The organism is Nocardia sp. NPDC055050 (assembly GCF_053608345.1).
This window is the reverse complement of sequence record NZ_JBSGVG010000009.1, coordinates 138,005-161,951: the sequence shown is the minus strand read 5'-3', so window position 1 is coordinate 161,951 and position 23,947 is coordinate 138,005. Positions and strand designations below refer to the sequence as shown.

General features: G+C 69.9%; 18 protein-coding genes. 9 read left to right on the top strand and 9 right to left on the bottom strand.

All coding sequences use genetic code 11. The features are described from left to right. Positions 1 to 105: 105 nt before the first annotated feature. The 4 genes from ACWGCN_RS12210 to ACWGCN_RS12195 form a co-directional block, all read right to left on the bottom strand. Positions 106 to 261, bottom strand: coding sequence for a hypothetical protein (locus ACWGCN_RS12210; protein WP_156677410.1), 156 nt, complete (start codon positions 259 to 261; stop codon positions 106 to 108). Between the two features lie 289 nt (positions 262 to 550). Then, positions 551 to 2,290: an NTP transferase domain-containing protein gene (locus tag ACWGCN_RS12205; RefSeq protein ID WP_452459533.1), complete on the bottom strand. Its 1,740-nt coding sequence runs from the start codon at positions 2,288 to 2,290 to the stop codon at positions 551 to 553. 135 nt (positions 2,291 to 2,425) lie between these two features. Continuing rightward, the gene (locus ACWGCN_RS12200; protein WP_378632834.1) at positions 2,426 to 2,716 is read right to left on the bottom strand and encodes an MGMT family protein; all 291 of its coding nucleotides are present in this window, start codon (positions 2,714 to 2,716) and stop codon (positions 2,426 to 2,428) included. Between the two features lie 4 nt (positions 2,717 to 2,720). Beyond that, the gene (locus ACWGCN_RS12195) at positions 2,721 to 3,509 is read right to left on the bottom strand and encodes an alpha/beta fold hydrolase (protein ID WP_452459534.1); all 789 of its coding nucleotides are present in this window, start codon (positions 3,507 to 3,509) and stop codon (positions 2,721 to 2,723) included. Positions 3,510 to 3,625: 116 nt separating this feature from the next. Between ACWGCN_RS12195 and ACWGCN_RS12190 the strand changes: the two genes are divergently transcribed. From ACWGCN_RS12190 to nudC, 4 genes are all read left to right on the top strand, one after another. Continuing rightward, positions 3,626 to 7,384: an ATP-dependent helicase gene (locus tag ACWGCN_RS12190; RefSeq protein ID WP_452529016.1), complete on the top strand. Its 3,759-nt coding sequence runs from the start codon at positions 3,626 to 3,628 to the stop codon at positions 7,382 to 7,384. Beyond that, positions 7,381 to 11,040, top strand: a complete 3,660-nt coding sequence (locus ACWGCN_RS12185) for an ATP-dependent helicase (protein WP_452459535.1) — start codon at positions 7,381 to 7,383, stop codon at positions 11,038 to 11,040. Before ACWGCN_RS12190 ends, ACWGCN_RS12185 begins: the two co-directional genes overlap by 4 nt. Positions 11,041 to 11,190: 150 nt before the next feature. Continuing rightward, on the top strand, positions 11,191 to 12,246 hold the full coding sequence (locus ACWGCN_RS12180; RefSeq protein WP_378991330.1) for a potassium channel family protein: 1,056 nt from the start codon (positions 11,191 to 11,193) through the stop codon (positions 12,244 to 12,246). A 47-nt stretch (positions 12,247 to 12,293) separates the two neighbouring features. Further along, on the top strand, positions 12,294 to 13,187 hold the full coding sequence (gene nudC, locus ACWGCN_RS12175; protein WP_378991624.1) for an NAD(+) diphosphatase: 894 nt from the start codon (positions 12,294 to 12,296) through the stop codon (positions 13,185 to 13,187). Positions 13,188 to 13,196: 9 nt separating this feature from the next. On the opposite strand, the gene ACWGCN_RS12170 is transcribed toward nudC, so the two are convergent. Then, on the bottom strand, positions 13,197 to 13,430 hold the full coding sequence (locus ACWGCN_RS12170) for a mycoredoxin (protein ID WP_143876199.1): 234 nt from the start codon (positions 13,428 to 13,430) through the stop codon (positions 13,197 to 13,199). Positions 13,431 to 13,541: 111 nt separating this feature from the next. Here ACWGCN_RS12170 and ACWGCN_RS12165 point away from each other — a divergent pair, with 111 nt between their 5' ends. The 3 genes from ACWGCN_RS12165 to ACWGCN_RS12155 all read left to right on the top strand — a co-directional run bounded on the left by ACWGCN_RS12165 (position 13,542) and on the right by ACWGCN_RS12155 (position 16,600). Beyond that, positions 13,542 to 15,698 carry an ATP-dependent DNA helicase UvrD2 gene (locus ACWGCN_RS12165; RefSeq protein ID WP_452459536.1) on the top strand — a complete coding sequence of 719 codons (2,157 nt, stop codon included), beginning with the start codon at positions 13,542 to 13,544 and terminating at the stop codon, positions 15,696 to 15,698. A gap of 110 nt (positions 15,699 to 15,808) precedes the next feature. Beyond that, on the top strand, positions 15,809 to 16,138 hold the full coding sequence (locus ACWGCN_RS12160) for a hypothetical protein (protein WP_452459537.1): 330 nt from the start codon (positions 15,809 to 15,811) through the stop codon (positions 16,136 to 16,138). A 138-nt stretch (positions 16,139 to 16,276) separates the two neighbouring features. Further along, complete coding sequence (locus ACWGCN_RS12155; protein WP_378632852.1) at positions 16,277 to 16,600, top strand: WhiB family transcriptional regulator; 324 nt, start codon at positions 16,277 to 16,279, stop codon at positions 16,598 to 16,600. A 64-nt stretch (positions 16,601 to 16,664) separates the two neighbouring features. On the opposite strand, the gene ACWGCN_RS12150 is transcribed toward ACWGCN_RS12155, so the two are convergent. After that, the gene (locus tag ACWGCN_RS12150; RefSeq protein ID WP_452459538.1) at positions 16,665 to 17,249 is read right to left on the bottom strand and encodes a helix-turn-helix domain-containing protein; all 585 of its coding nucleotides are present in this window, start codon (positions 17,247 to 17,249) and stop codon (positions 16,665 to 16,667) included. 195 nt (positions 17,250 to 17,444) lie between these two features. Between ACWGCN_RS12150 and ACWGCN_RS12145 the strand changes: the two genes are divergently transcribed. Both ACWGCN_RS12145 and ACWGCN_RS12140 read left to right on the top strand, forming a co-directional pair. Further along, on the top strand, positions 17,445 to 18,548 hold the full coding sequence (locus ACWGCN_RS12145) for an aryl-sulfate sulfotransferase (protein WP_452459539.1): 1,104 nt from the start codon (positions 17,445 to 17,447) through the stop codon (positions 18,546 to 18,548). Continuing rightward, positions 18,536 to 19,849, top strand: a complete 1,314-nt coding sequence (locus tag ACWGCN_RS12140) for a uracil-xanthine permease family protein (RefSeq protein ID WP_452459540.1) — start codon at positions 18,536 to 18,538, stop codon at positions 19,847 to 19,849. The genes ACWGCN_RS12145 and ACWGCN_RS12140 overlap by 13 nt, the downstream gene beginning before the upstream one ends. 22 nt (positions 19,850 to 19,871) lie before the next feature. On the opposite strand, the gene ACWGCN_RS12135 is transcribed toward ACWGCN_RS12140, so the two are convergent. The 3 genes from ACWGCN_RS12135 to ACWGCN_RS12125 all read right to left on the bottom strand — a co-directional run bounded on the left by ACWGCN_RS12135 (position 19,872) and on the right by ACWGCN_RS12125 (position 23,824). Beyond that, positions 19,872 to 21,224 (bottom strand): ABC1 kinase family protein, encoded by a 1,353-nt coding sequence (locus ACWGCN_RS12135; RefSeq protein ID WP_452459541.1) that lies wholly within the window; start codon positions 21,222 to 21,224, stop codon positions 19,872 to 19,874. 58 nt (positions 21,225 to 21,282) lie between these two features. Continuing rightward, positions 21,283 to 22,158 (bottom strand): TOMM precursor leader peptide-binding protein, encoded by an 876-nt coding sequence (locus ACWGCN_RS12130; RefSeq protein WP_452459542.1) that lies wholly within the window; start codon positions 22,156 to 22,158, stop codon positions 21,283 to 21,285. A 208-nt stretch (positions 22,159 to 22,366) separates the two neighbouring features. Further along, complete coding sequence (locus ACWGCN_RS12125) at positions 22,367 to 23,824, bottom strand: zinc-dependent metalloprotease (RefSeq protein WP_387447087.1); 1,458 nt, start codon at positions 23,822 to 23,824, stop codon at positions 22,367 to 22,369. Between the last annotated feature and the right edge of the window lie 123 nt (positions 23,825 to 23,947).

The following is a 23,947-nucleotide window of genomic DNA, read 5'->3' as shown; positions in this document are numbered from 1 at the left end:
TGGGGGGGGGCGGGCGGGAGCGGGGGCTGGCGCGCTACTGAGCATCGGGGCTTGCCGGGGCCGCCCCGCGGGTCGCTAGCCGGGGGGCTCGTCGACTCACGTATTTCAGTGATGGCCGGGGCGGCGCTGTTCACGCCGATCGTCCTGGCCTGCTCGCGTCATCCCTTGCGAGTCCTGCCCCTGCTCCTGCCGCTGCTCCTGCTGCTGGCGCGGCATCTGCTTGGGCATTTTCTTCGGTGCTTTTTTAGACTTGTCAGCCATCTCCACACGGTCCTTTCCGAGGGATAAGTGATTAAGCCTTCAACGCACTGTCCGACGCAATCCACCTCGCGTGCGGGGCGTCCCACGCCTGACCCGTCCAACAATAAGCACCATTACGGCGCGAGGATAGACCTGCGGCAAAAATAGGTTTCTGACCTGTGTGAATGCGGCGTGTCAAGCATGTGCGGGCGTGCTCCGGCCAATTAATCCGGACTTCGCCGTTCTGTGACAATGCGAGAATTGCGGCGAGTGCGCGAGATTCGACCTCGGCCATTGTCAGGAGTCGCCGTCAGGAGGGGAGGGGGATGAATTCGACGATCGAGCCGTCGGTGGCATTCGGGGGGACGATGACCAGGCCGTCGCGGTCGATCAGGCCGGCGAGGTGGGCGGTGCGGACCGTGGGGTCGCCGAGCCAGCCGCCGTCGGGGGCGTAGCGGGCGGGGGTGATGCGCTGGATCGGGGCGGTGATGTCGGCGGCGTTGTGGAGCGAGCCGAGGATTCTTCGGGGGAGGGGGGAGCCGTTGCGGGCGGCGACGATCGCGGGGGTGAGGGCGAGGAGGACGGCGATGGCGGCGAAAGGGTTGCCGGGAAGGCCGAGGACGGTCTGGCCGGTGGGGAGTTCGGCGACGACGGTGGAACCGCCTGGGCGCAGGGCGAGTCGGGGAACCAGGACGCGGGCTTCGGCTCGGGCGATGGCGGTACGGAGTTGATCGGCCGCGCCGCCGCCGGTGGCGCCGACCACGACCAGCAGGTCGAAATCCGAGGTGCCGGTGAGCATGTCGTCGAAGCCATGGGCGGTGTCGCGCAGATGGACTCGGTCGGTGACGCGAACGCCGCAGCCCGCGAGCAGATCTGGCAGGACGGGCCCGATCGAGTCGCGGGTCTGGCCGGTCTGGAGCGGGCCGGTGCTGCGAATCTCGTCGCCGGTCATGACAATTCGCGCACGCACCGGTCCGCGAACCGTACCTGTGGTGACCTCCACCGAGGCCGCTGCCGAGCGCAGGGCGGCGGTGACCCGGGTGCCCGCCGGTGCCACGAGGTCGCCGATCTTCCTGTCCTCACCGCTTTTTCGGACATCGCCGCGGATCGGGCTGTCGGGCAGGCGGGCCAGCTCGTCGCCGGTGATCGCGGCGAATTCGTCGCGCACCACCGACGTGGTGCCGTCCGGAACGTGGGCGCCGGTGGCGATGCGCACCGCTTCGCCGGGGAGCAGGCCCGCCGGCCGCGCCCCACCCGCGAATCCGACGTCGCGGCGCAACTGCCACGGGCCGTCGCCACACACGGCGTAACCGTCCATCGCCGAGACATCGAAGCGGGGAAGTGGTCCCGCGGCGGTGATCGCGGCGGCCAGCGCGGCACCGGAGACCTCGTCCAGCGCGGCCTCGTAGGTGACCAGGGGTGTCAGGCCGGAACCGATACGCTCGCGCGCTTCGGTGAGATCGAGGCGGTCCGACGCGCGGTCGGTGGCCAAGGATTCGCGCGCGCGACGGACCTCTTCCTCGGTATCGCAGTCGGCGATGTCGGGCAGCTCGACCAGGACGGTCTCGGCGGGCACGATGGCCTTCATGGGCTGGTTCACCAGTGAATCCAGTCCGGCCAGTGCCGCCACCAGCGCACTGCGTCGCCAGACACCGACGAGGTATTGCGGGCGACCGGAAGCATCGATCGCGAAAACGGCGTCAGCGGTGGACTCGGTTGCGCTGCGCAGCAGTTCGTGGACGGTCGCATCGGTCAGGAAGGGCATGTCGGCCGCGAGCACGACGACCAAGGGCGCGGTGGAGCCGAGTGCGGTGAGCCCGGTGCCGATCGCCGCGACCGGGCCGGAACCCGGTGGCACCTCACGAACCTGCCCGAACCGCGCATCGAGTTCGGGGCGATGCGGACCGACCACGACGACCTCGGCACAGTCGCGCACGGCATCCAGCGCGGCATCGAGCATCGACCGCCCACCGATCATGATCGCCGGTTTGTCGACCCCACCCATCCGACTGGCTCGCCCACCGGCGAGCACGATCGCATCGGCGGTCATCGGCTGACTCGGAATCGGGTGATCGGCACGAAAGTCATGCTAGTAGGCGCGGCCCCGATGCTCGAGACCCCGCAGCTGCGCGGGCCGCTCCTACAGGGAAGTCCGTGGGCGGACGCGGAGCAACGATCAGCGTGCTCAGAGACGCGCCGTCCGCAGAACGACCCGGCCGTCGACGATCGGCACGCCCTCCTCGCCGAGAAGCCGGAGCTGACGAGCGGCCAGGTGGGCGGCGGGACGTCCGGACGCGCCGATGACACGGTGCCACGGGAGGTCGGCGGAATCGGTGCGCATGATCCAGCCGACCGTGCGGGCCGAGGACAGCCCGGCCGCGGCGGCGATATCGCCGTAGGTGGCGACCCGGCCGGGCGGAATCGCGGCGACCAGTTCGCGGACCTTCTCCACCTGTTCCTCCGTCGTGACGGCCATCGGGCTACAGCACCGCGGCGATCAGCGCGGCCGTGTCGGCGGGGCGGGCCTGGGCGACCATGTGGTCGCAGTCCCAGACCTCGGCGGTGAACGTGTCGAGGTGGGCGGTGAGGGCGTCGAGGAACTCCGCGGTGACATACGGCGGCTGCACCTTGGCGGCGCGCACCAGCACCGTCGGCAGGTCGGCGGGCGGCAACACGAACGGTCGCGCCAGCTGACCCCAGTACGAGGTGATCGCCGGTTGGAAGATGCGCCAGCCGACCCGGCCGCCCTCGGTCGGCACGAGGTGCTCGGCCAACTCCCGTTCCAGCACCTCGGGATCGACCTCGTCGGGTCCCCACGCGCTGACCTGCTTGTCGGAGCGGGCTTCGGCGAGATCGGTGTAATCGGGGGAGGCCAGGTTGGCGAGGGCGACCTGCTCGATCAGCTTCGCGTCGATGCCGATGGCGGGATCGAGCAGGACGAGCGCCCGCACGAGGTCGGGGTGCTGCCGGGCCAGATGGATGCCGGCGGCGCCGCCGAAGGAGTGGCCGACCACGACGACCGGGCCGTCGGTCTCGGCGCGCAACAGCCGCGCGAGATCGGCGACGATCGTTTCCAGATCCCAGGGCGGCAGCGAGGTGGAGCGGCCGTGTCCGCGCAGGTCGGGGGCGATGATCCTGGCCTGGGGCAGATGCTCGGTGGCGAGGGTTTCCCACCGGTTGCCGTGGCCGGTGAGACCGTGCAGGGCGAGGACGGCGGGACCGTCGGCGGGGCCGAATCGGTGCACATGAAGCGACGACACGACTGCCATTCTGGCCGGTCGCGCGCGGTCCCGCAGTACGGCCCTCGCGGTAGGGGTGCGCCGGTGTGTCGGACTGGTCTGTTGCAATAGCCGATGTGGTGCGATCGGATAGCTCGGTGCGACTCGTGCGCCGGACAACGCGGGCGCCCCGGCCGCGGGCCTGGGGCGCGTCCGTTCGCGCGCTGTTCGCCGAGCAGGCCCAGCCCGCGCCGCCGCGCCCCGGGTGGCGGCCCTGGCAGGTGATGGGCGGGCCGGGGACGGGCAAGACCGCGCTGCTGGTCGACCTGGTGACCGCGCGGATCGCCGATGGTGCCGACCCGGCGTCGGTGCTGGTCCTCACACACACCAAGCACGCGGCCGCGGCGTTGCGGGATGCGATCACCCACCAGCTGGGGCCCGCCGCGGGTGGTATTCCGGGCGCGAGCCGGGAACCGATGGTGCGCACGCTGCACTCCTACGCGTTCTCGGTGCTGCGCCGGCACGCGGATCTGCACGGCAATCCGCCGCCGCGGCTGCTCACCGGCGCCGAACAGGACGCGGTGCTGCGGGAGATGCTGCGCGGCGATCTCGCCGACATCGAAGCCGGGGCGGGCGGTTTGTGGCCGCCGCGATTACAGCCCGCACTGGCACTGGGCGGGTTCGCCGAGCAACTGCGTGACCTGATGCTGCGCGCGACCGAGCGCGGGCTCGGCCCGGAAGACCTGATGGCGCTCGGTCGCGAGCACGACAACGACGCGTGGGTGGCGGCCGGGCGCTTCTTCCAGCGGTACGAACAGGCCTCGATGCTGCGGTGGTCGGTCGGTGTCGCCGCGCCGGAGGCCACCGCGCCCGCGCTCGACGCCGCGGAACTGGTCGGCGCGGCGCTCGATGCCCTGGCCGGAGACCGGAATCTGCTCGCCGCCGAACGGGATCGGATCCGCTACCTGCTCGTCGACGACGCCCAGCACCTCGACCCGCAGGCCGCGACACTCGTGCGCGCCATCGGCAGCGGCAGCGCGAGCACCGTCGTCACCGGCGACCCGGACCAGGCCGTCTTCACCTTCCGCGGCGCGGATTCGCACTTCCTCACCGACCTCGACACCGTCGCGCCGCGGCGAATCATCCTGCGTCACAACCATCGCAGTGGCGCGCCGATCCGCTTGGCGAATGCGCGCATCGCGGCGAGGTTGCCGGGGAGCGCGCGGCACCGGGTACTGCCGGGACAGGAGAACGAACCACCCGAGCCCATGGGGCAGCCCGTCGTCGGCCAGGACCCGGCACTCGAGGGCGCCGTCGATCTGTTCGCCCACGCCGGTCCGAGCGCCGAACCAGATCTGTGGCCGGTGCCGCAGGACCTGCCGCCCGGGGACGAACCGCCGCCCGAGGACGCCTGGACGCCCCCGGCCGATCTGCCTCCCGCCGACGAGTCGAGTGTGCGGGTGCGGGTGTTGTCGACGCCGGCGAAGGAGGCGGCGCTGATCGCCGACCATCTGCGCCGCGCGCACCTCACCGATGGTGTGCCGTGGTCGGCGATGGCAGTGATCGTGCGGTCGGTGCCGTTGTCGCTGGCGCCGTTACGGCGGGCCCTGCTGGCGGCCGGGGTGCCGGTGCGCAGGCCCGCGGTGGCCGAGCCGTTGGCACGCCGGCGCGGGGCGGCGTGGATGGTGCTGGCGCTGCGGGTGTTGCTGGCGGGGGATGCGTCGCGGCCGGGCTCGCGCCGGGCGATCGATGCGATGTTCTCGTCGGACGACGCGATGGATCTGCTGTCCGGGCCGCTCGGCGGGGCCGACCAGATCGCCCTGCGGAGGTTGCGGCGCGGTGTGCGGCGCAGCGTGCTCGACCTGGAACGCACGGGTGCGCTCGCCGAGCCCCTGGTCGATGGAGCCGACCAGTTCCTGCTCTGGGACGAAGCTGTGCCCGCGCCGGAAATCGCTGAACCCGAACCGGATCCGATCGACGACGAATGGTTGCCGCCCCCGGACCCCGAGGATCCGCTGCGCCCGGAACCCGAACCGGACTGGGACATCGCCGAACGGCTGCCCGACGATATCGACCTCCTCGATGCCGAAAACCCGCCCGCCGCGCACACCGTCGTGGAAACCGTGCGCCCGGAGTCGCCCGCGGTGCCGCTGGTCGATCAGTCCTCGGCCGAGGTGCTGCGCGACCTGATCGTCGGTATCGGCGAGGAACGGCTGCTCGACGGGCTCACCGAGGTCGAGGCGGCGCCACTGCGTCGCGTGTTGCGCGCGGTGGCGAAGGCGAAACAGACCCAGGCCAGGGGGCAGGGGCTCGAAGACGTGCTGTGGACGTTGTGGACGAATTCGCGGCTGGAGCGACGCTGGTTCCGGCAGTCGCGACGTGGCGGGGCGCCGGGCATGCAGGCCGACCGCGACCTCGACGCGGCTGTCGAATTGTTCGATGCCGCTGCCGCTTACGTCGACCGGTTGCCCAAGGCGAGCATCGACGGCTTCGTCGAATATCTGCTGCACCAGCAGCTCGCGCAACAGGGTAGGCCGCTGACCGCCGAGGGTGAGGCGGTGACCCTGCTCAGCGCGCACGCCGCGGCGGGCCGGGAATGGGACGTGGTGGCGGTCGCGGCCGTGCAGGAGGGCATCTGGCCCAACCCGCGCTCGCGAGGCACGCTGCTGCACACCGAGGATCTCGTCGACCTGGTCGCCGGGGTCGATCCGAGCGCGACCGTGAGCCGCGCCGCGCCGATCCTGGCCGAGGAACGCAGGCTGCTGCTGGTGGCGTGCAGCCGCGCGCGGCGGTCGTTGCTGGTGACCGCCGTCGAATCCGCTGCGGGAGACCAGGATCTGGTGCCCTCGCGGTTTCTCACCGAACTCGTCGGCGACGACGACAGCGGCGAACCCGGCGCGCTGCCGGTCGCCGATCCCGGACGGGCGCTGGTGATGCACGCGCTCGTCGCCGAACTGCGCGGGGTGGTGTGTGATCCCGGTGCCGACCCCGAACGGCGTGACCGCGCCGCACGGCAGCTGGCGCGGCTGGCCGACGCGGGCGTGCCAGGTACCGACCCCGGCGACTGGTACGGCACCGCCGAACTCAGCTCGCAGCGCGAACTCTGGGACGACGACGACTCCCCGATCGGGTTGTCACCGTCGACGGTCGAACTGCTGCGCACCTGTCCGCTGCGATGGGCGCTGGAACGGCACGGTGGCACCGACGGTGACAACCCGCACGCCGTGAAGGGCAATCTCGTGCACACGCTCGTGCAGGCGCTGGCGGGCGATGTCCCCGAGGCGCAGGTGCGGGCGGCGCTGGATCAGGCGTGGAAAACGGTCGACCCGGCCGACGGCTGGCATTCGCGCCAGGAACTACGCCGCACCGAGACGATGCTGGAGACCTTCCTCGCCTGGGTGCGCACCACGCGCGGCGAGCTCACCCAGGCCGGGGTGGAGGTGCCGGTGGACTGTGTGCTGCCCGCGCGCACGGAAGGCGCACGGGCCGTACGCATTCGGGGGCGCATCGATCGGCTCGAACGAGATGCGCAGGGACGCTTCGTCATCGTCGATGTGAAGACGGGCAAGACGCCGGTCAGCGAGAAGGCGGTGGCCGATCACGCGCAGCTGGCCACCTACCAGGTGGCCGCCGCGCACGGGGCGCTGGACGAGGACGAGTCCGACGAACCTGCCCCCGTGGCCGACCCCGGTGGCGCGCGGTTGGTCTATGTCGCCAAGCCGAACCGCAAGACCGGCGCGGCCGAACGGACACAGAGCGCGCTCGACGGCGACGGCCTCGAGCAGTGGCGCACCACCATTCACGACGCGGCCGACGCGACGCGCGGGCCCGGCTATCTGGCGGTGCGCAACGACGGGTGCAGGCACTGCCCGGTCGCGGGCAGTTGCCCGGTGCAGGACACCGGACGGCAGGTGACCGACGAGTGAGCGGTGTGCGCGTCACCCCGCAACGGTTGGCCGACGCGCTCGGCCTGCCGCCCCCGACCGATGAGCAGTCGGCGGTCATCGCCGCGCCGCCGGAGCCGACGCTGGTCGTCGCGGGCGCGGGCGCGGGCAAGACCGAGACGATGGCCGCGCGCGTGGTGTGGATGGTGGCCAACCAGCTGGTCGCTCCGGACGAAGTACTCGGGTTGACCTTCACCCGAAAAGCCGCCCAGCAGTTGACCTCCCGGATCCGGACCCGGCTCGCCCGGTTGGCGGGTGCGCCGCTGCTGCGTGAGATCGATCCCAGTGGCGCGTTGCGCACGATCGTCGCCGGTGCCGAGCCCGAGATCAGCACCTACCACTCGTACGCGGGCAGGCTGCTCACCGCGCACGGACTGTTGTTGCCGGTGGAGCCCTCGGCGGCGCTGCTCACCCAGACCCAGTTGTGGCAGCTCGCGCACGAGGTGGTGCGTTCCTGGGACGGCGATCTCGACACCGATCGCACGCCGGTCTCGGTGACCGAGGCGGTGCTCGCCCTGTCCGGGCAGCTCGCCGAACATCTGGTGGAACCGGAGCAGTTGGCCGAGGCACACGCGGAGCTGGAGAAACTCGTCTACACGCTGCCCGCGGGCCCCCGGCAACGCGGCGGACCGAGCCAGGCACTGGTCGGCGTGGTGACCGCGCAACGTGAGCGCGTGGCCCTGCTCCCGCTGGTTCGCCAGCTCGCCGACGCGCTGAACCGCCGTGGCGCACTGGATTTCGGCTCCCAGATGTCGCTGGCCGCGCAATTGGCTGTCGACCATCCGGAAGTCGCCGCCGCCGAGCGCGCGCGGTTCACACTGGTCCTGCTCGACGAATACCAGGACACCGGACACGCGCAACGGGTGCTGTTGTCGGCGCTGTTCGGCAATGCCGAAGCGGTACAACGAGATCGGCAGCGAGAGCCGGTGCGGATCCGGGGTGAGGAGCACCCGGCTCGAACACGCGAAGCCGACACGTTGTTCGCGATGGATGAGCGCGAAGATGCCATCGCGGGCACCCGGTCGCCGGCCGATCACCCTGGCGCGCGGATGTCTAGCGCTGGTGCGCGTGGCGGCGAACGGCCGCGAGGCGAGCCGACGGCCCGCGAGGGCAGCAGTCGCACCGTGCCGGGGGAATCCGCCCCGCTCTCGCGTGCGCTCGCGGTGACGGCGGTGGGTGACCCGATGCAATCCATCTACGGGTGGCGTGGCGCCTCGGCGGCCAACCTGCCGCGATTCGCCACGGACTTCCCCGCTGCGCCAGGGGTGCCCGCGCCGGTGTTGCCGCTGCTGACCAGCTGGCGGAACCCGCCCGAAGCGCTGGCGCTGGCGAACCTGGTGGCCGATCCGCTGCGGGCGGTGGCGCGGGCGGCCGGTGGGGCGACCGTGGACGCGTTGCGGGCCAAACCGCAATCGCAGGCGGGGGTCGTCGAGTTCGCGCTCACCGAAACCATCGCGCAGGAGCGGGACTGGATCGCCGAGCGGATCGCGCGCGAGTGGGCGACGGCGCGGGAGAACGAGGGTCCGCCGCCCACCTCGGCGGTGCTCATCCGGCGCAATGCCGATGCGGCGCCGCTGGCAGAGGCCCTGCGCGAGCAGGGATTGCCGGTGGAGATCGTCGGACTCGGTGGGTTGCTGGCGACGCCGGAGGTCGCCGATATCGTCGCCACTCTGCGCTTGATCGCCGAGCCGGGGACCGGAAGCGCGGCGGTCCGCATTCTCACCGGGGCCCGGTGGCGGATCGGGGTGGCGGACCTGGCCGCACTGGCGCGGCGAGCGCAGATGCTGTCCATCAGCAGCGGGTCGGGTGCCACCGACGCCATCACCGACGCGGCCGGACTCGCGACGGCGTTGCGCGAGGTCGCGCCCGAACCGACCGAGAAAGCCGGTCTCGCCGACGCCATCGCCGACCCCGGTGCGGCGGACCAGTATTCGGAGGCCGGGTTCGCGCGGATCGCTGCCCTGAGCGAGGAGCTGGCCGCACTGCGCGAACGCAGTGGGCAGCCGCTGGTGGAACTCGTCGCCGATGTCGAACGGACGATCGGCGTCGGGGTGGAGACCCAGGCCAGGCGGGCGATCGCCGGTGGTGGCGCCGGACGCGAGCACCTCGATGCCTTCGCCGAGGTGGTCGCCGGGTACGCGGCCGATTCCCGGGCGTCACTGAGCGGCCTGCTCGCCTTCTTCACCGCGGCGGAATCGGTCGAAAACGGTTTGGAGCCAGGCGAAGTCGAGGTCGCGCGCGACCGGGTGCAGGTGCTCACCGTGCACGCCGCCAAGGGCCTGGAATGGGAAGTCGTCGCCGTGCCGCACGTGAGTGCCACGGTGTTCCCGTCGACCACCGCACTGAGCACCTGGCTCGGCGCGCTCACCGAACTCCCCACCACGCTGCGCGGCGACCGCGCCCAGCCGGACGCGTCCGAGGGCGTGCCCGTCCTGGACTTGAGCGCCGTGGGTGACCGCTCCGAACTCGAACACGCGATCGCCGACCACAAGGACGCGCTCAAGAGCCGCCGGCTCGACGAGGAACGGCGCCTGTTCTATGTGGCGCTCACCAGAACCGAACGAGTCCTGCTGGTTTCGGCCTACTACTGGCCCGAGACGGGGACCTCGCAGAAGGGTCCGTCGGATTTCCTGCTCGAGCTCAAGGAGGCGAACGAGAACCCGGGCAGCGAGGCCTACGGCGTCGCCACCGTCGCCCGCTGGGACGACAAGCCACCACCGGACGCGGTGAACCCGTTCGCCGACAACCCGCCGACCGCCCCGTGGCCACGCGACCCACTGGGCAACCGTCGCGATCCCATCGAACAGGGCGCCGCCCTCGTCCGCGAAGCACTCGACGAATTGCGCAGCGGCACATCGGTGGCCCACAGCACCGCCGACGATCAGGCCGAGATCGACGACCCCGAGGGCTGGGTCAACGATGTCGACGCCCTCCTCGCCGAATTCACCGCCGCCGAACTCGCCGAACAGCAGGTGGAACTTCCCGGCCAACTCCCCGCCACCGCCCTCGTCGAACTCCGCGCCGACCCGACCCGCCTGGCCGCCCGTCTGCGCCGCCCGCTCCCGTACCCCCCGAACCCGATGGCCCGGCGCGGCACCGCCTTTCACGCCTGGGTGCAATCCTGGTTCGGCACCGAACAGCTGCTCGGCCTCGACGAACTGCCCGGCGCCGCCGACAGCACCACCGAAATGGGACGCGCCGACCAGGAACTCGCCGCCATGCAGTCCGCCTTCCGCCGCTCACCGTGGGCGCACCGCAATCCGGTCGACGTGGAAGTGCCCTTCGAAACCAGCATCGCGGGCACGGTGATTCGCGGTCGCATGGATGCCGTCTTCGCCGAACCCGGCGGCCGCTGGATCGTGGTCGACTGGAAGACCGGCGCCGAACCCGGCCCCGCCGACGAGCCCGCCGTCGGCGTGCAGCTGGCTGTCTACCGCCTCGCCTGGGCCCGCCTGATGGCCGCGCGCACCGGCGAGACCGAGGACCGGATGCTCCAACGTGTCGGCGCCGCATTCCATTACATCCGCTCCGGCCGCACCATCGCCCCCGCGCGACTGGCGGGCCCCGCCGAGCTGGAGCGCCTCATCCGCGACGCCGCACCGGAAAACGCCGACACCGATCCACACGAGGTTCACTGAGCCGATAGTGTTGCGGTCGCCGCCGGGTTTTCGGCCGCCTTGATCTGGACTGACCAGAGGGTGCGACGAAGGAGTGCCCGGCGGGAGGGAAGACCAAGGTACCCAGGCCGAAAACCCGCGGCGCCAGCCGCCAGAAATACAGGAGCAGGCATGTTCGGTGACACGCGCAACCCGGTCGGGTTGAGCAGCAGTCCCGACTACGCCCTGGTCGGTCTGTTGCGGATCCCGGCGGCGCAGTCCAGCCCATGGGTTTCGCTCACCCGTCGCGTGTTGTTCGCGATCGCACTGCTGTTCACCGCCGCGACAGTGGTCTACGTCGGCCGCCACGGCTACAGCGACAACACCGGCGACGAGCTGTCGTTCCTGGACGCGATGTACTACGCCACGGTGTCGCTGTCGACCACCGGCTACGGCGATATCGCCCCGGTGACCCCGTCGGCGCGGTTGGTGAACATCATCGTCATCACCCCCCTGCGCGTCCTGTTCCTCATCGTGTTGGTCGGTACCACTCTCGGCGTGCTGACCGAACGGTCGCGGCAGGCATTCAAGATTCAGCGATGGAGGCACACCGTGCGTAATCACACCGTCGTCGTCGGCTACGGCACCAAGGGCCGGACCGCGATCGATGCGATGGTCGGTGACGGGATCCAGGTGTCCGACATCGTGGTGGTCGACACCGATCCCATCGCGCTCGAGGCCGCTGCCGCCGCGGGCCTGGTGACCGTGCACGGTTCGGCGACCAAGTCCGATGTGCTGCGACTGACCGGTGTGCAGCGTGCCGCCGCGGTCGTCGTCGCCACCAATCGCGACGACACCGCCGTGCTGGTGACGCTCACCGCGCGCGAACTGAACAAGACGGCCAAGATCTCGGTGGCCATCCGCGAAGCGGAGAACACCCACCTGGTCCGCCAGTCCGGCGCCGACTCGGTGGTGGTGTCCTCGGAGACCGCGGGCAGGCTGCTCGGTATCGCCACCACCACGCCGACGGTCGTGGAGATGATGGAGGACCTGCTCACACCCGAGCAGGGCTTCGCCGTCGCCGAACGCGAGGTGGAGACGACCGAAGTGGGCGGATCGCCGCGCCATCTCAGCGATATCGTGCTCGGTGTGGTGCGCAACGGCGCGCTGATCAGGGTCGGCGAACCCGAGGTCGATGCCCTCGACACCGGCGACAAACTGCTCTACATCCGTCGCGCCGGAAAGTAGTCGGCCGCCCGGGCGCACCCGCACCCGCGCCTTCGCTCTATGCTCGGATCGTGTCGTTCCGGCTGAAAAACGTTCCGCTGCTGTCACGTTCCACCATCGACCGGGCCGAGCACGCCCGGCTCGATCCCGGCGCCCTGCGCGAAGGGTGGGGGAAAGCGAAGATTCTGCGTATCGACGCGCGGGGGAAAGTGCGGGTCGAGGACGGCAAGATCGTCCTCGACGCTGCCGTCTCGGTGGCGCAGGAGCCCGGTGAGGGCGCGGTGTTCCTCGGTGCCGCCGATGGCAGCCACCTGTGGGCGGTGCGAGCGAACGATCTGGACGGCACCCTGAAGGATCTGCGAACCCTCGGCGCTGTCGACGATTTCACCGCGGAACTGCTGTCCACCGCGTACGCGCTCCTCAACTGGCACGATCGGGCCGGGTATCACGGCGGCGACGGCACGGCGACCACGACGGCGCGCGGCGGTTGGTCGCGGCTGACCGCGGCAGGCGAGGAAGAGTTCCCACGGATCGACCCCGCCGTGATCTGCCTGGTCCACGACGGCGCCGATCGGGTGCTGCTGGCCCGTCAGCAGAGCTGGCCGGAGACGATGTTCTCACTGCTGGCAGGCTTCGTCGAAGCCGGTGAATCGCTGGAGCACTGCGTGGAACGCGAGGTCCGCGAGGAGGTCGGTGTCGACCTGCGCGAGATCGAGTATCTCGGCAGCCAGCCGTGGCCGTTCCCGCGCTCGCTGATGGTCGGCTTCGCCGCGGTCGGCGACCCCGCCCAGGAACTCGTGTTCTCCGATGGCGAGATCGCCGAGGCGCACTGGTTCACCCGCGAGGAGGTCCGCGCGGCACTGCGGCTCGGCGACTGGTCGGCGCGCGAACCCGGCGCCCGGCTGCTCGTCCCCGGGTCCATCTCGATCGCGCGCTCGATCATCGAGTCCTGGGCGGACTGACGCGGCGAATCAGGCCTGCTGGGCGGCCAGTGCCTGCTTGACCGCGGCCAGCGACGGGTTGGTCGCGGTGGAGCCGTCGCGGTACTTGATCGTCGGCACGACGTGGTTGCCGTTGTTGACGCTGCCGACGAACTCGGCCGAAGCGGGATCGTCCTCGATATCGATCACCGAGTAGGTGATGCCCGCCTCGTCGAGCTGGGTCCGCAGGCGCCGGCAGTAGCCGCACCAGGTGGTCGAGTACATCGTCAGATCTGGGGTTGCTTCAGTCACGGGATGTGCAACGTCGCGAGATGGCGCTGTGTTCCTTGCCCCCGCATCCGCGGGCGTCGCGGCACGTTGTCGGTGGGCGCTGTCATGATGGTGCGCGTGCCAGCACTCGATCTCACCGCCCTCGACCCGGAACAGGCCGCCGCGGTGCGGGCACCGAGGGGGCCGGTCTGTGTTCTCGCGGGTGCGGGGACCGGTAAGACCAGGACGATCACGCATCGGATCGCGCACCTGATCGCGGGCGGGCATGTGAAGGCCGACCAGGTGCTGGCGGTGACGTTCACCGCACGCGCGGCGGGCGAGATGCGCAATCGGCTGCGCACGATGGGACTCGGGGGCGATGCCGGGCAGGTGCAGGCGCGTACCTTCCACGCCGCGGCGCTGCGGCAGCTGCGGTATTTCTGGCCGCAGGTGGTGGGGGATGTGCCGTGGCGGTTGATCGACAGCAAGTTCCCCATCGTCTCGCAGGCCGCGCAGCGGGCGGGGCTGCGTGCCTCCACCGAAATGGTGCGCGACCTGCTCAGCGAGATCGAATGGGCCAAGGCGTCGCTGATCGCCCCGGAGGACTATCCGGCCGCTGCCGCCAGACATCATCGTGACGCGCCGGCCGACGTCGCCAAGGTCGCCGAGGTGTACCAGGGCTACGAATCCGCGAAAGCCTCCGCCGACGGCCTGCTGCTCGACTTCGACGACCTGCTCCTGCACACCGCGGCCGCACTCGAGGACTATCCGGCCGTCGCCGACGAATTCCGCGGTCGCTATCGCAGTTTCGTCGTCGACGAATACCAGGACGTGACGCCGCTACAGCAGCGAGTGCTCGACGCGTGGCTGGGCGAGCGCGACGACCTGACCGTGGTCGGCGACGCGAACCAGACCATCTACTCGTTCACCGGGGCCACCCCGTCCTACCTGCTCGATTTCTCCCGGCGCTTCCCCGACGCCACCGTGGTGCGGCTCGAACGCGACTACCGGTCGACACCCCAGGTGGTGTCGCTGGCCAACCAGGTCATCGGTGCGGCGCGCGGACGCATCGCGGGCACCCGCCTTGCCCTGATCGGTCAGCGGCCCGACGGGCCCGAGCCGGAATTCGCCGAGTACGCCGACGCGCAGGCCGAGGCCGTCGCGGTCGCCGGACGGATCGAGAAGCTGATCGCCGCCGGAACCCCGGCGTCCGAGATCGCGGTGCTGTACCGGACCAACGCGCTGTCGGAACCGTTCGAACAGGTGCTCGGGGCGCGGGAGATCCCGTTCCAGGTGCGCGGCGGCGAGGGGTTCTTCCAGCGTCAGGAAGTGCGGCAGGCGGTGTCGGCGCTGCGCCAGGTCGACGCCCGCGACGATCTGCCCGACGCGGCGCGCAGTGGGTCGTCGCTGATCACGCTGGTGCGGGCCGCGCTGGCGCCGGTCGGGCTGACCGCGGAGGAACCGGCCGGTGCGCAGGCGAAGGAACGCTGGTCGGCGCTGCTGGCGCTGGTGCAGCTCACCGAGGAACTGGTCAGCCACGACGACGACATGGATCTCACCGCGCTGCTGCGCGAGCTCGCGACCCGCGCCGAGGCCAAGCATCCGCCGATCGTCGACGGTGTCACTCTGGCTTCGCTGCACGCGGCGAAGGGCCTGGAATGGGACGCGGTGTTCCTGGCCGGGCTCACCGACGGCACGCTGCCGATCTTCCATGTGCTCGGCCGGAAGAACGCGCCCGTCGACGAAGCGGGGCTGGAGGAGGAGCGCCGGCTGCTCTACGTCGGCGTCACGCGGGCACGCGAACATCTGAGCCTGTCGTGGACCCAAAGGCGGCTGCAAGCGAGCGGTGACTATCGGCCGGTGACCCGGTCGCGGTTCCTCAACGGGTTGATTCCGGACAGTTCGGCGGCCTCGCGGATCGCCGTGGAAGTCCCGGTCAAGGCCGACACCCCGCGTCCACTGTGCCGGGTGTGCCTCAAGCCGCTGATCGGCACCTATGCCACCATGCTCGGCCGGTGCAGGCGCTGCCCGGGCGAAGTCGACCCGCAGCTGCTCGAGGCACTGAAGGAATGGCGAGCCGAGAAGGCCGAAGCGTTGCAGCGGCGCGACTTCGTGGTGTTCACCGACACCACCCTCACCGCCATCGCCGAACAGCTGCCCGCCGACGACGCCGCGCTGGCGGCCATCGCCGGCATCGGCGCGAAGAAGATCGAACAGTACGGTGCCGATGTGCTCGCCATCGTTGCGTCACGTTTGCGGGCAACAGCACAAAACCCCAGGTAGAAAATAAGTTGTTCGGTTCTCGATCATTGCCTATGGTGGAGAACACGCACCGAGAGTGATCCCGGTGCGCGGTAATTGTTCACACACGAGTTCAGGAGGGAGGCAGACACATGAACACGAACACGAACACCACGTTCGATGCGATGAGCAATCGCGTCCTGGTGAACGGATTTGTCATGTCCGCCTCCCGGGGGGTCCTCGCTCTGCAGGGGACCGGCCTGTCCGGCGATGCCAAAGCTGTGCCGATGACTGTCGTTCGTCAGCACACTCCGATTCGTCTCCAGGACAAGCCCAACGTGGGTTGGCAGCCGACCGCCGTCGCGGCACCGGCAGCAATCGCCGAGGAAGCCGGTTACGCACCGGAGTTCACCGGCGCAATCCGCCTCCGCGTCCACCCAGCGACCGTGATCAGGTCTCGACAGAGATGTCGAACTAGGTAGGGAACACCTCCCAGACCTCCTGGCCACGGATCGCGAGAAGCGAAAACCGTGGCCATCTTTATTTCGGCTCCTCAGCCGTTGGCACCGGGTTCGCACACCGAACATTCGACCGCTGCAAACGAGCTGAAGGAGAACGACGTGTTCACCGCCCAGGACTGGCCGACGGCCACTACTGACGTGACATGCCGAACCGTGGCGCAGACCCCTCGCGTCCGTGAGGTCACCAAGACTCTGCCCTGTAGGGGCGGAAACCCCGATCTGTGGTTCGCCGAGAGCCCCACCGATCTCGAGCAGGCCAAGGAACTGTGCGCGGCCTGCCCGATCCGCAAGGGCTGCCTGACCGCGGCCATCGATCGTGCCGAGCCGTGGGGCGTGTGGGGCGGTGAGATCTTCGACCAGGGTGTCGTGATCGCCCGCAAGCGCCCCCGCGGTCGCCCGCGCAAGGTCGCGATCGTGGCATGAACCCGGGAAAAGGGTTGTATCGCAAGCGAACCGCTCACCTCGTCATGGTGAGCGGTTCGTTTTGCTATATGCGGGATGCGCGTTTGACGGTGCGACCGTCGGCGACGGCGAGGACCAACGTGGTGGTGTCCGGGGAGTGCGCCCACCACCTGTGCTTCTCACCCGCGCGGCAGTAATAGGTGTCACCGGCGCCGAGGTCGTGTTCGGTGCCGTCGGCGATCAGGGAGATCCGGCCGCGGATCACGTGGATGATCTCGTCGGATCGGTGGACGAAATCGCGGTCACCGCGATCGGTGCCGCCGGTGAATTCCAGGGCGCGCAGGTCGCGGTCACCGTGGACGAGGGACCGGACGGTGCCCGCGCCGGGCTCGGTTTGGGGCAGGGCGGTGCCGTCGGCGGCGCGGACCACGGCCGCGGGCGCGGTGTCGTCGGCCGCGGCCAGCAGGGCTGTCGCGGTGGTCGAGAGGGCATCGGCGATCAGCTGGAGCGAGCGCAGGCTGGTGTTGGTCCGGCCGTTCTCGAGTTGGCTCAGAAATGACTGGGACAGACCGGTTTCGGTGGCAAGGCGGGCGAGGGTGTATTCGGCGGCGAGGCGCCGATCGCGGATCACGGTGCCGAGTTGTCGATTCCGGATGTGCTCACTGGCCACTGATCGCCTCCGTGTCCTCGGTCCTGGCTGTGCCTGTGACTGTAGTGAATTTTCAGTGCCCGCAACCGGTGCTGGTCCGCTGTTTCGGTGTCCGACCAGGGGGTGAGCCGGTTTCGCGCACCATGATCGGAACGGTTCCCGTGTGCGCGATTCTACTGAATATTCAGTGGGGTCGAATATTCAGGAAGAGGCGGCATGGAACAGAACACCCTCAAGCGCCGGGGCATCGGGCTGATCGGCAGCGATGCCGAGCTGGCCTCGCCCGGCTTCACGCTCTACGCGCCGCTGGCGGGCAACGGTCGAGTCGACCTGGTTGACCTCGACGGCGCGATCGTCCACCAGTGGCACCTGCCCTACCGCCCGGGCAGACACGCCCGCATCCTCGCCGACGGCTCCCTCGCCTACAACGGTGCGACCCTGGCCCGTGCACCCCTGTTCGCCATGTGGCGCAAGTACTCCGGCGGTTCGATGGCCCGCTACGACCACACCGGTGCCCAACTATCCGAGATCCGCGACGATCTGGCCCACCACGACGCCCACCACTACGACGACGGGCGCCTGCTCTACGCCGCAGTGCAGCCGCTCACCGGCGCCGACGCGGCACGGATCCAGGGCGGTGTGCCGGGCACCGAAGCCGACGGGATCGTCTGGTCCGATGTGATCCGCGAGGTCGGACCCGACGGCGCGCCGATCTGGGAGTGGCGTGCCGTCGAGCATCTCGATCCCGCGCAATTCGCGCTGCAGCCCCACTATTGGCGTGAGCACTGGCCGCTGATCAACAGCGTGTACCCGCTCGACGCGCACACGGTGGTGGCCAGTCTGCGCAGTGTCTCCGCGGTGATCCTGATCGATCGGCGCACCGGCGCGGTCACCGAGCTCGCCGACCGCGACACCGTCGCCCAACAGCATCACGCCACCCCGCTCGGCGACGGCCAGATCCTGGTGTTCGACAACGGCACCTTCCGCACCGGAGAGTCGGTCACCTACAGCCGCGTCATCGAAATAGACGTTGCTACCGGCGAAGTCGGGTGGACCTATCAGGACTCCCCGCGTGAGGCGTTCTTCACTCCCTTCATGGGTGGCGCACAGCGGCTGCCCAACGGCAACACGCTGATCACCGAGGCGGCGTTCGGCCGGATCTTCGAGGTGACCCCGGAACGGGAGATCTGCTGGGAGTACGTGGTGCCCTCGTTCACCGAATACCCCGATCCCGATACCGCCCAGGTGTTTCCGGGTATCTCCAACGCGATCTTCCGTGCCTACCGTTACCGCGCCGAGGAACTCCCATGGCTACGGTGACCGAACCGATGGTGGCGCCGGTCGACGAGATTCCGCCCGCGGGAAGGGCTTTCGCCGGTGCGTTACAGCACCTGGTGGTGATGATCGCGATGCCGCTCACCTCGGTGCTGCTGATCAGCCGCAGCCTGCACCTGGACGACGAGGCGGCCCGCGCCCTGCTCTGTGGCGCACTGCTTTTCAGCGGTATCGGCACCATCCTGCAGTCCGGGGGCCGATACGGTCTCGGAGCCGGGCTGCCGTTCGTCATGCTGCCCGGTGGCGCGGCGGTGGTGCTGTTCATCCAGACCGCGCAGACCTACGACCCCGCCACCGCCACCGGCGCGGTACTGATCACCGCGGTCGCGGGCATCGCGCTGGTGCCGATCGCGCGCAAGCTGGTGCGGTTCCTGCCGATGGTCGTGATCGCGAGCATGATCCTGGTGATCGGGGTGAACCTGGTGAAGGTCGGCGCGAATCTGATCACCTCCGCCGACGACCCCACCCCGGTCAGGTCGGTGACCATCGCCGGGGTGACCATCGCGGCGACAGTGCTGGCACACCGTTTCCTGCCTCCCGGTTGGCGACGCGTGTCGGTGCTGATCGGGATGGGGGTCGGGACCGCGGTGGCGGCCGCGCTCGGCCGATTCACACTCGCCCCGGGTGACGCGCTGGTGCAACTGCCGGAGCCGCTGCTGTTCGGCGCACCACATTTCGACCTGCTGGCGGCCATGCCGCTGCTGGTGTTCAGCATCGGCTCGATGGCCGAGGCCACCGGGCAAACGGTGCTCAACGCGCAGGTCGTCGGCAAGCAGATCGACACCGCGCCGACGGTCGGGCGCACGATCCGCGGTGACGCTGTCACCTCCCTGTTCTCCGGGCTGTTCGGTGGACCGACCATGGTGACCAGTGGTGAGAACATCGGGCTGATCCGGCTCACCGGTGTTCGCAGTCGCTACGTCACCGCCCTGACCGGCCTGATGCTGATCCTGGCCGCGTTCGTCGCGCCGGTCGGCCGGATCGTGAATTCCCTACCCGGCCCTGTCGTCGGCGCGACGGCGGCCATCGTGTTCGCCACGATCATCGCTTCCGCGATCGGCCTGTTCCGCGAAGTCGACCTGAACGACGACGCGGCCCTGCTCACCACCACCGCGGCCCTCACCGCGGGCCTGCTGCCGATTCTGGTTCCCGCCCTCTATCGCGGCTTCCCCGCCGATCTGAAGCTACTACTCGGCAGCGGAGTCACCATGGCCGCCGTGGTCGGCATCGCGGTGCACGTGCTGTGCACGGTGGGCCGACGCTCGTCCAGGGCTTCCGTCGACTGAGACGCCCCGGGTGAGGGGCGCCCTACGACGCCTGTTCGGCGCGGAAGCCCGGCACCCAGGTGCGGACCAGGTTCATGAAGCCGAGTTCCGCGTCGAGCTGGGCCAGGATGCCGACCGAGCCACCGAGCACCCGGAAGACAGTGAGGTACTCGGCCGGAAGTTGCAGGGCGCGAGCGGTTTTCATCTCCGGGCTGGAGAACTCGGAGGCCTTGCCCGCCACCCGCTGCATCCACGAGCGGGTGAAGTGGAACGTGTCGGTGCGAATCGGGTCGCTGAACGGGCGCAGGTACGCCTCGATCTCCTCGTGGGTCACCACTCGGCCGGGAATGACCCAGCCGTGCTCGTAGAGCAACTCGGTGAGGGCCGCGTGCTCGTCGGCGACAGCGAGGGCCAGCATGCGGCCCAGGATCTCCGGGAAGCCGTCCGGCATCGGCGCACACGCGCCGAAGTCGAGCACGGCCAAGGTGCCGTCGGCCCGCACCAGGAAATTGCCGGGGTGCGGGTCGCCGTGCAGCAGGCCGACCAGTTCGGGCGAGCTGAAGTGGAAGGTTCCCATCAGCTCGGCGATCCGGTTGCGCTGCGCCCGGGTGCCCTCGGGGTCCTCCGCGCCTGCCTTGATCAGGGCCGACACCGGGGTGCCGTCGAGCCATTCGGTGACGATCACCTTCGGGGCGCCCGCCACCACCTTCGGGATCGCGATGGTGGGGTGGCCATCGAACGCGGCGGCGAAGCGGCGCTGGTTGGCGGCCTCGATGCGGTAGTCGAGTTCTTCCTCGGTGCGTTCGGTGATCTCGGCGAGCAGCGGCTTCACATCGGCGCCGGGGATCACCGACGAGAGCAGCCCGGTCATCCGCGACAGCGTCTTCAGGTCGGCGCGCAGCGCGTCGTCGGCGCCCGGATACTGCACCTTCACCGCCACCGCGCGGCCGTCGGACCAGACCGCGCGATGTACCTGGCCGATACTGGCCGAGGCGGCCGGGGTGTCGTCGAAGGACGCGAAGCGTTCCCGCCACTTGGTGCCCAGCTGCTGGTCGAGCACGCGGTGCACCGTCTCGGCGGGCATCGGCGGTGCGGCGGCCTGGAGCTTGGTCAGCGCCTCGCGATAGTGCTCGCCGAACTCCTCCGGGACCGCGGCCTCCATCACGCTCAGCGCCTGCCCGAACTTCATCGCGCCGCCCTTGAGCTCACCGAGCACGGTGAACAGCTGCTCGGCTGCTTTCTGGTTCAGGTTCGCGTTGATCTGCTTCTTGTCACCACCGACGAGCTTCTTGCCGAACCCGACAGCGGCTCGTCCGGCGATGCCGAGCGGAATCTTGGCCAACTTGGCATTGCGGCTGGAACTGCGGCGCACGATCTCGGACACGGTACCAATCATGGCCGAACTCGCGGGGTGTGTGCCATAAGAATGCTCACACCGGCTGATGCGACGCCCGTCACCGAGCGGTTTCCGGCGCGCGGGAGGTCATGTTCCGGCACCCGCATTCCTGATGCGGCAGCCACGGCCGGCGCTGGATCTCGTGGGTGTCGAGGTTCAATTCCACGGTGGCGTCGAGAGTGTGCGGTGGACGCCGCGGTGAACAGGCGACGATCGCCTCCAGTTCGCCGAGCGCCAGCGCGGTCGTCGCCGCGATGCCCGCCGGGGATGCGTGCCCGGTGCGGCCCAGTAGCTGGGCGGCCAGATGCGGCCAGTCGTGATCGAATCCGGCCCGGGTCAGGTCGGCACAGCGCAGGCAGCTGGTCTCGCCGGGCAGTACGAGCGGGCCGACCACGCCGACCCCGTCGCGAACTCGGACCTGCAGGTGCGGCACCCGGCGCAACACCAGATCCACCGACAGTCCGGGGTCGATCATCAACGCGTCGGTGAGTACCACCAGATCGCCCGTGGCGGTACCGGGCGGACTGTCGGGTCGGTACGCGCGCGAGCGGGTGGGGCGAAAACCCATGCGCCGCAATCCGATCGCTACGGCGTCCGAGAGCGGACCGAGGCCGTGCACGGTGATACCGCGGATCTTGCCCAGCGCGGGTTCGGGCTCGAGCAGCAGGCCCGCACGCTCGATCGCGGTGAGCATGCCCATGGTGCGATCGGGGCTGATGCCGAATTCACCTGCCCGCCAGATGATCTGGGGCCGCGATTGCAAGCCGTCGAGCAGGCGGAGGAAGGCGAGCACGGTACCGGTGTCGTGATCGGTGGTTTCCAGCAGCAGTGCGCGTTCGGGGTCCCAGCCGAGCTGGACCGTGCCGGACGGGCGAACCAGGGTGGTCACTCGCGGGTTGAGCATCGGCCCGCGCAGTGGGGAAGTGGTCGTCATGCCAGAAGTATCGGCATCCGACAGCGGCGCGAGGTGCGCCGAAAGTGCAGTTATCCACAGGCTTTCGGCGTGTCGGCCGACGGATTCCGCAGTGTGAACAACCGCTGTACCGCGGGTCGTCGCCGCGTTTCGCGACGAACGTTAGCCTCGGAACCGTGTTGCGCCACCGAGATCGGAAGTTTCTCACCGACCTCGGCGGCGAGGTGGATCAGGCCTTGCCGGAATCCGAGTCGGAATCACCCTCGTCGCGCGGGGTTTCGTCGGAATCGGACTCCTCGGCCTCGGCTTTGCCGCGACCGGCCGCGTCGCGCTCCCGCGCCTCGGTCGCGGCCAGCTGGGCCAGCGGGTCGTCGAAAGCGCCGGTGCTGCCACCGATGATGGAGTCGATGAACCCGGCGGGCGAGTCGAGATCGGTGGAATCGGGCAGCAGATCGGGGTGTTCCCACACCTTGTCGCGCCGCTCCATCCCCGCGTCGGTGGTGAGCCGCCGCCACAGTGCCGAGGCCTCACGCACCTTGCGCGGTCGCAACTCCAAGCCGACGAGCGTGGCGAATGTCTGCTCGGCGGGTCCGCCCGTCGCCCGGCGGCGGCGCAGTGTCTCCGACAGCGCGTTCGCGCCCGGCAGACGCTCACCCACCGCGTCGCTGACCACGACATCGACCCAGCCCTCGATCAGCGCCAGCAGGGTCTCCAGACGCTCGAGCGCCTGCTTCTGCTCGGGCGTGGTCTGCGGTTCGAACGTGCCCTGGGAGAGCAGTTCCTCCAGCTTGGAGGGGTCGCTCAGCGACATCGGGTCGATGCCCTGCGCGGCTTCCTCGATCGCGGAGAAGTCCATCTTGATGCCGCGCGCGTAGTCCTCCACGGCGCCGAGCACCTGCTGACGCAGCCACGGCACGTGCGCGAAGAGCCGCTGGTGGGCGGCCTCGCGGGCGGCCAGGAAGACCATGATCTCGCTCTCGGGCTGCTCGAGCCCCTCGCTGAACGCCGAGATCGCGGTCGGCAGTAGCGCGGCGGTGCCGGCCGGGCCCAGCGGCAGACCGATATCGGTGGAGGTCAGCACCTCCTTGGCCAGCTGGCCGAGCGCCTGACCGAGCTGGGAGCCGAACGCCAGCCCGCCCATCTGGCCGAGCATGCCGACCATCGGCCCGGCGAACTGCTTGGCCTCCTCGGGCAACTGCGCCGTCCACATGCCCGAGATCTGCTCGGCCACCGGATCGCACAGGCGCTTCCAGGTGGGCAGCGTCTCCTCGATCCAGTCGTTCGGGGTCCACGCGACCGTCTTGGTGGCGCCCGCGGGCAGCACCGTGGCGCCGTCGAGCCACAGTTCGGCCAGGTGCGCCGCGTCGGTCACCGCGGTCGTGGTCCCCGACGCGATCGGGGCGATGGTGGAGCCGAGCTGCTGGCGGGCCAGTCGCTTGGCGACGTCGTAGTTGACCGGGCCGGACTGCGCGCCGCCGGGACCCATGCCCTGGCCCATGCCGCTGATCATCTGCCCGAGCTGGCTCAGCATCTGGCCCAGCTGCGACGGATCGAAGCCGCCCGCACCGCCGGCGCCGCCCGCTCCGAACCCGAACGGATCGTTTCCGCCGGGTCCGTTGCCCTCGTCGCGACGCTTGCCGGAATCGTCGTCGTCGCCGGTCGAGAAGCCGAAGGGGAGATCGCTCATACCTCTTACGTTACGCGGGACCCCCGGGCCCACGGTGTTCGCGCATCGCGAAATCGCGCGACGACGCCCACGCCGTAAAGCGTGCCACTGCCGTCGGTCACGGGCGTTGATCACTACTGTGGT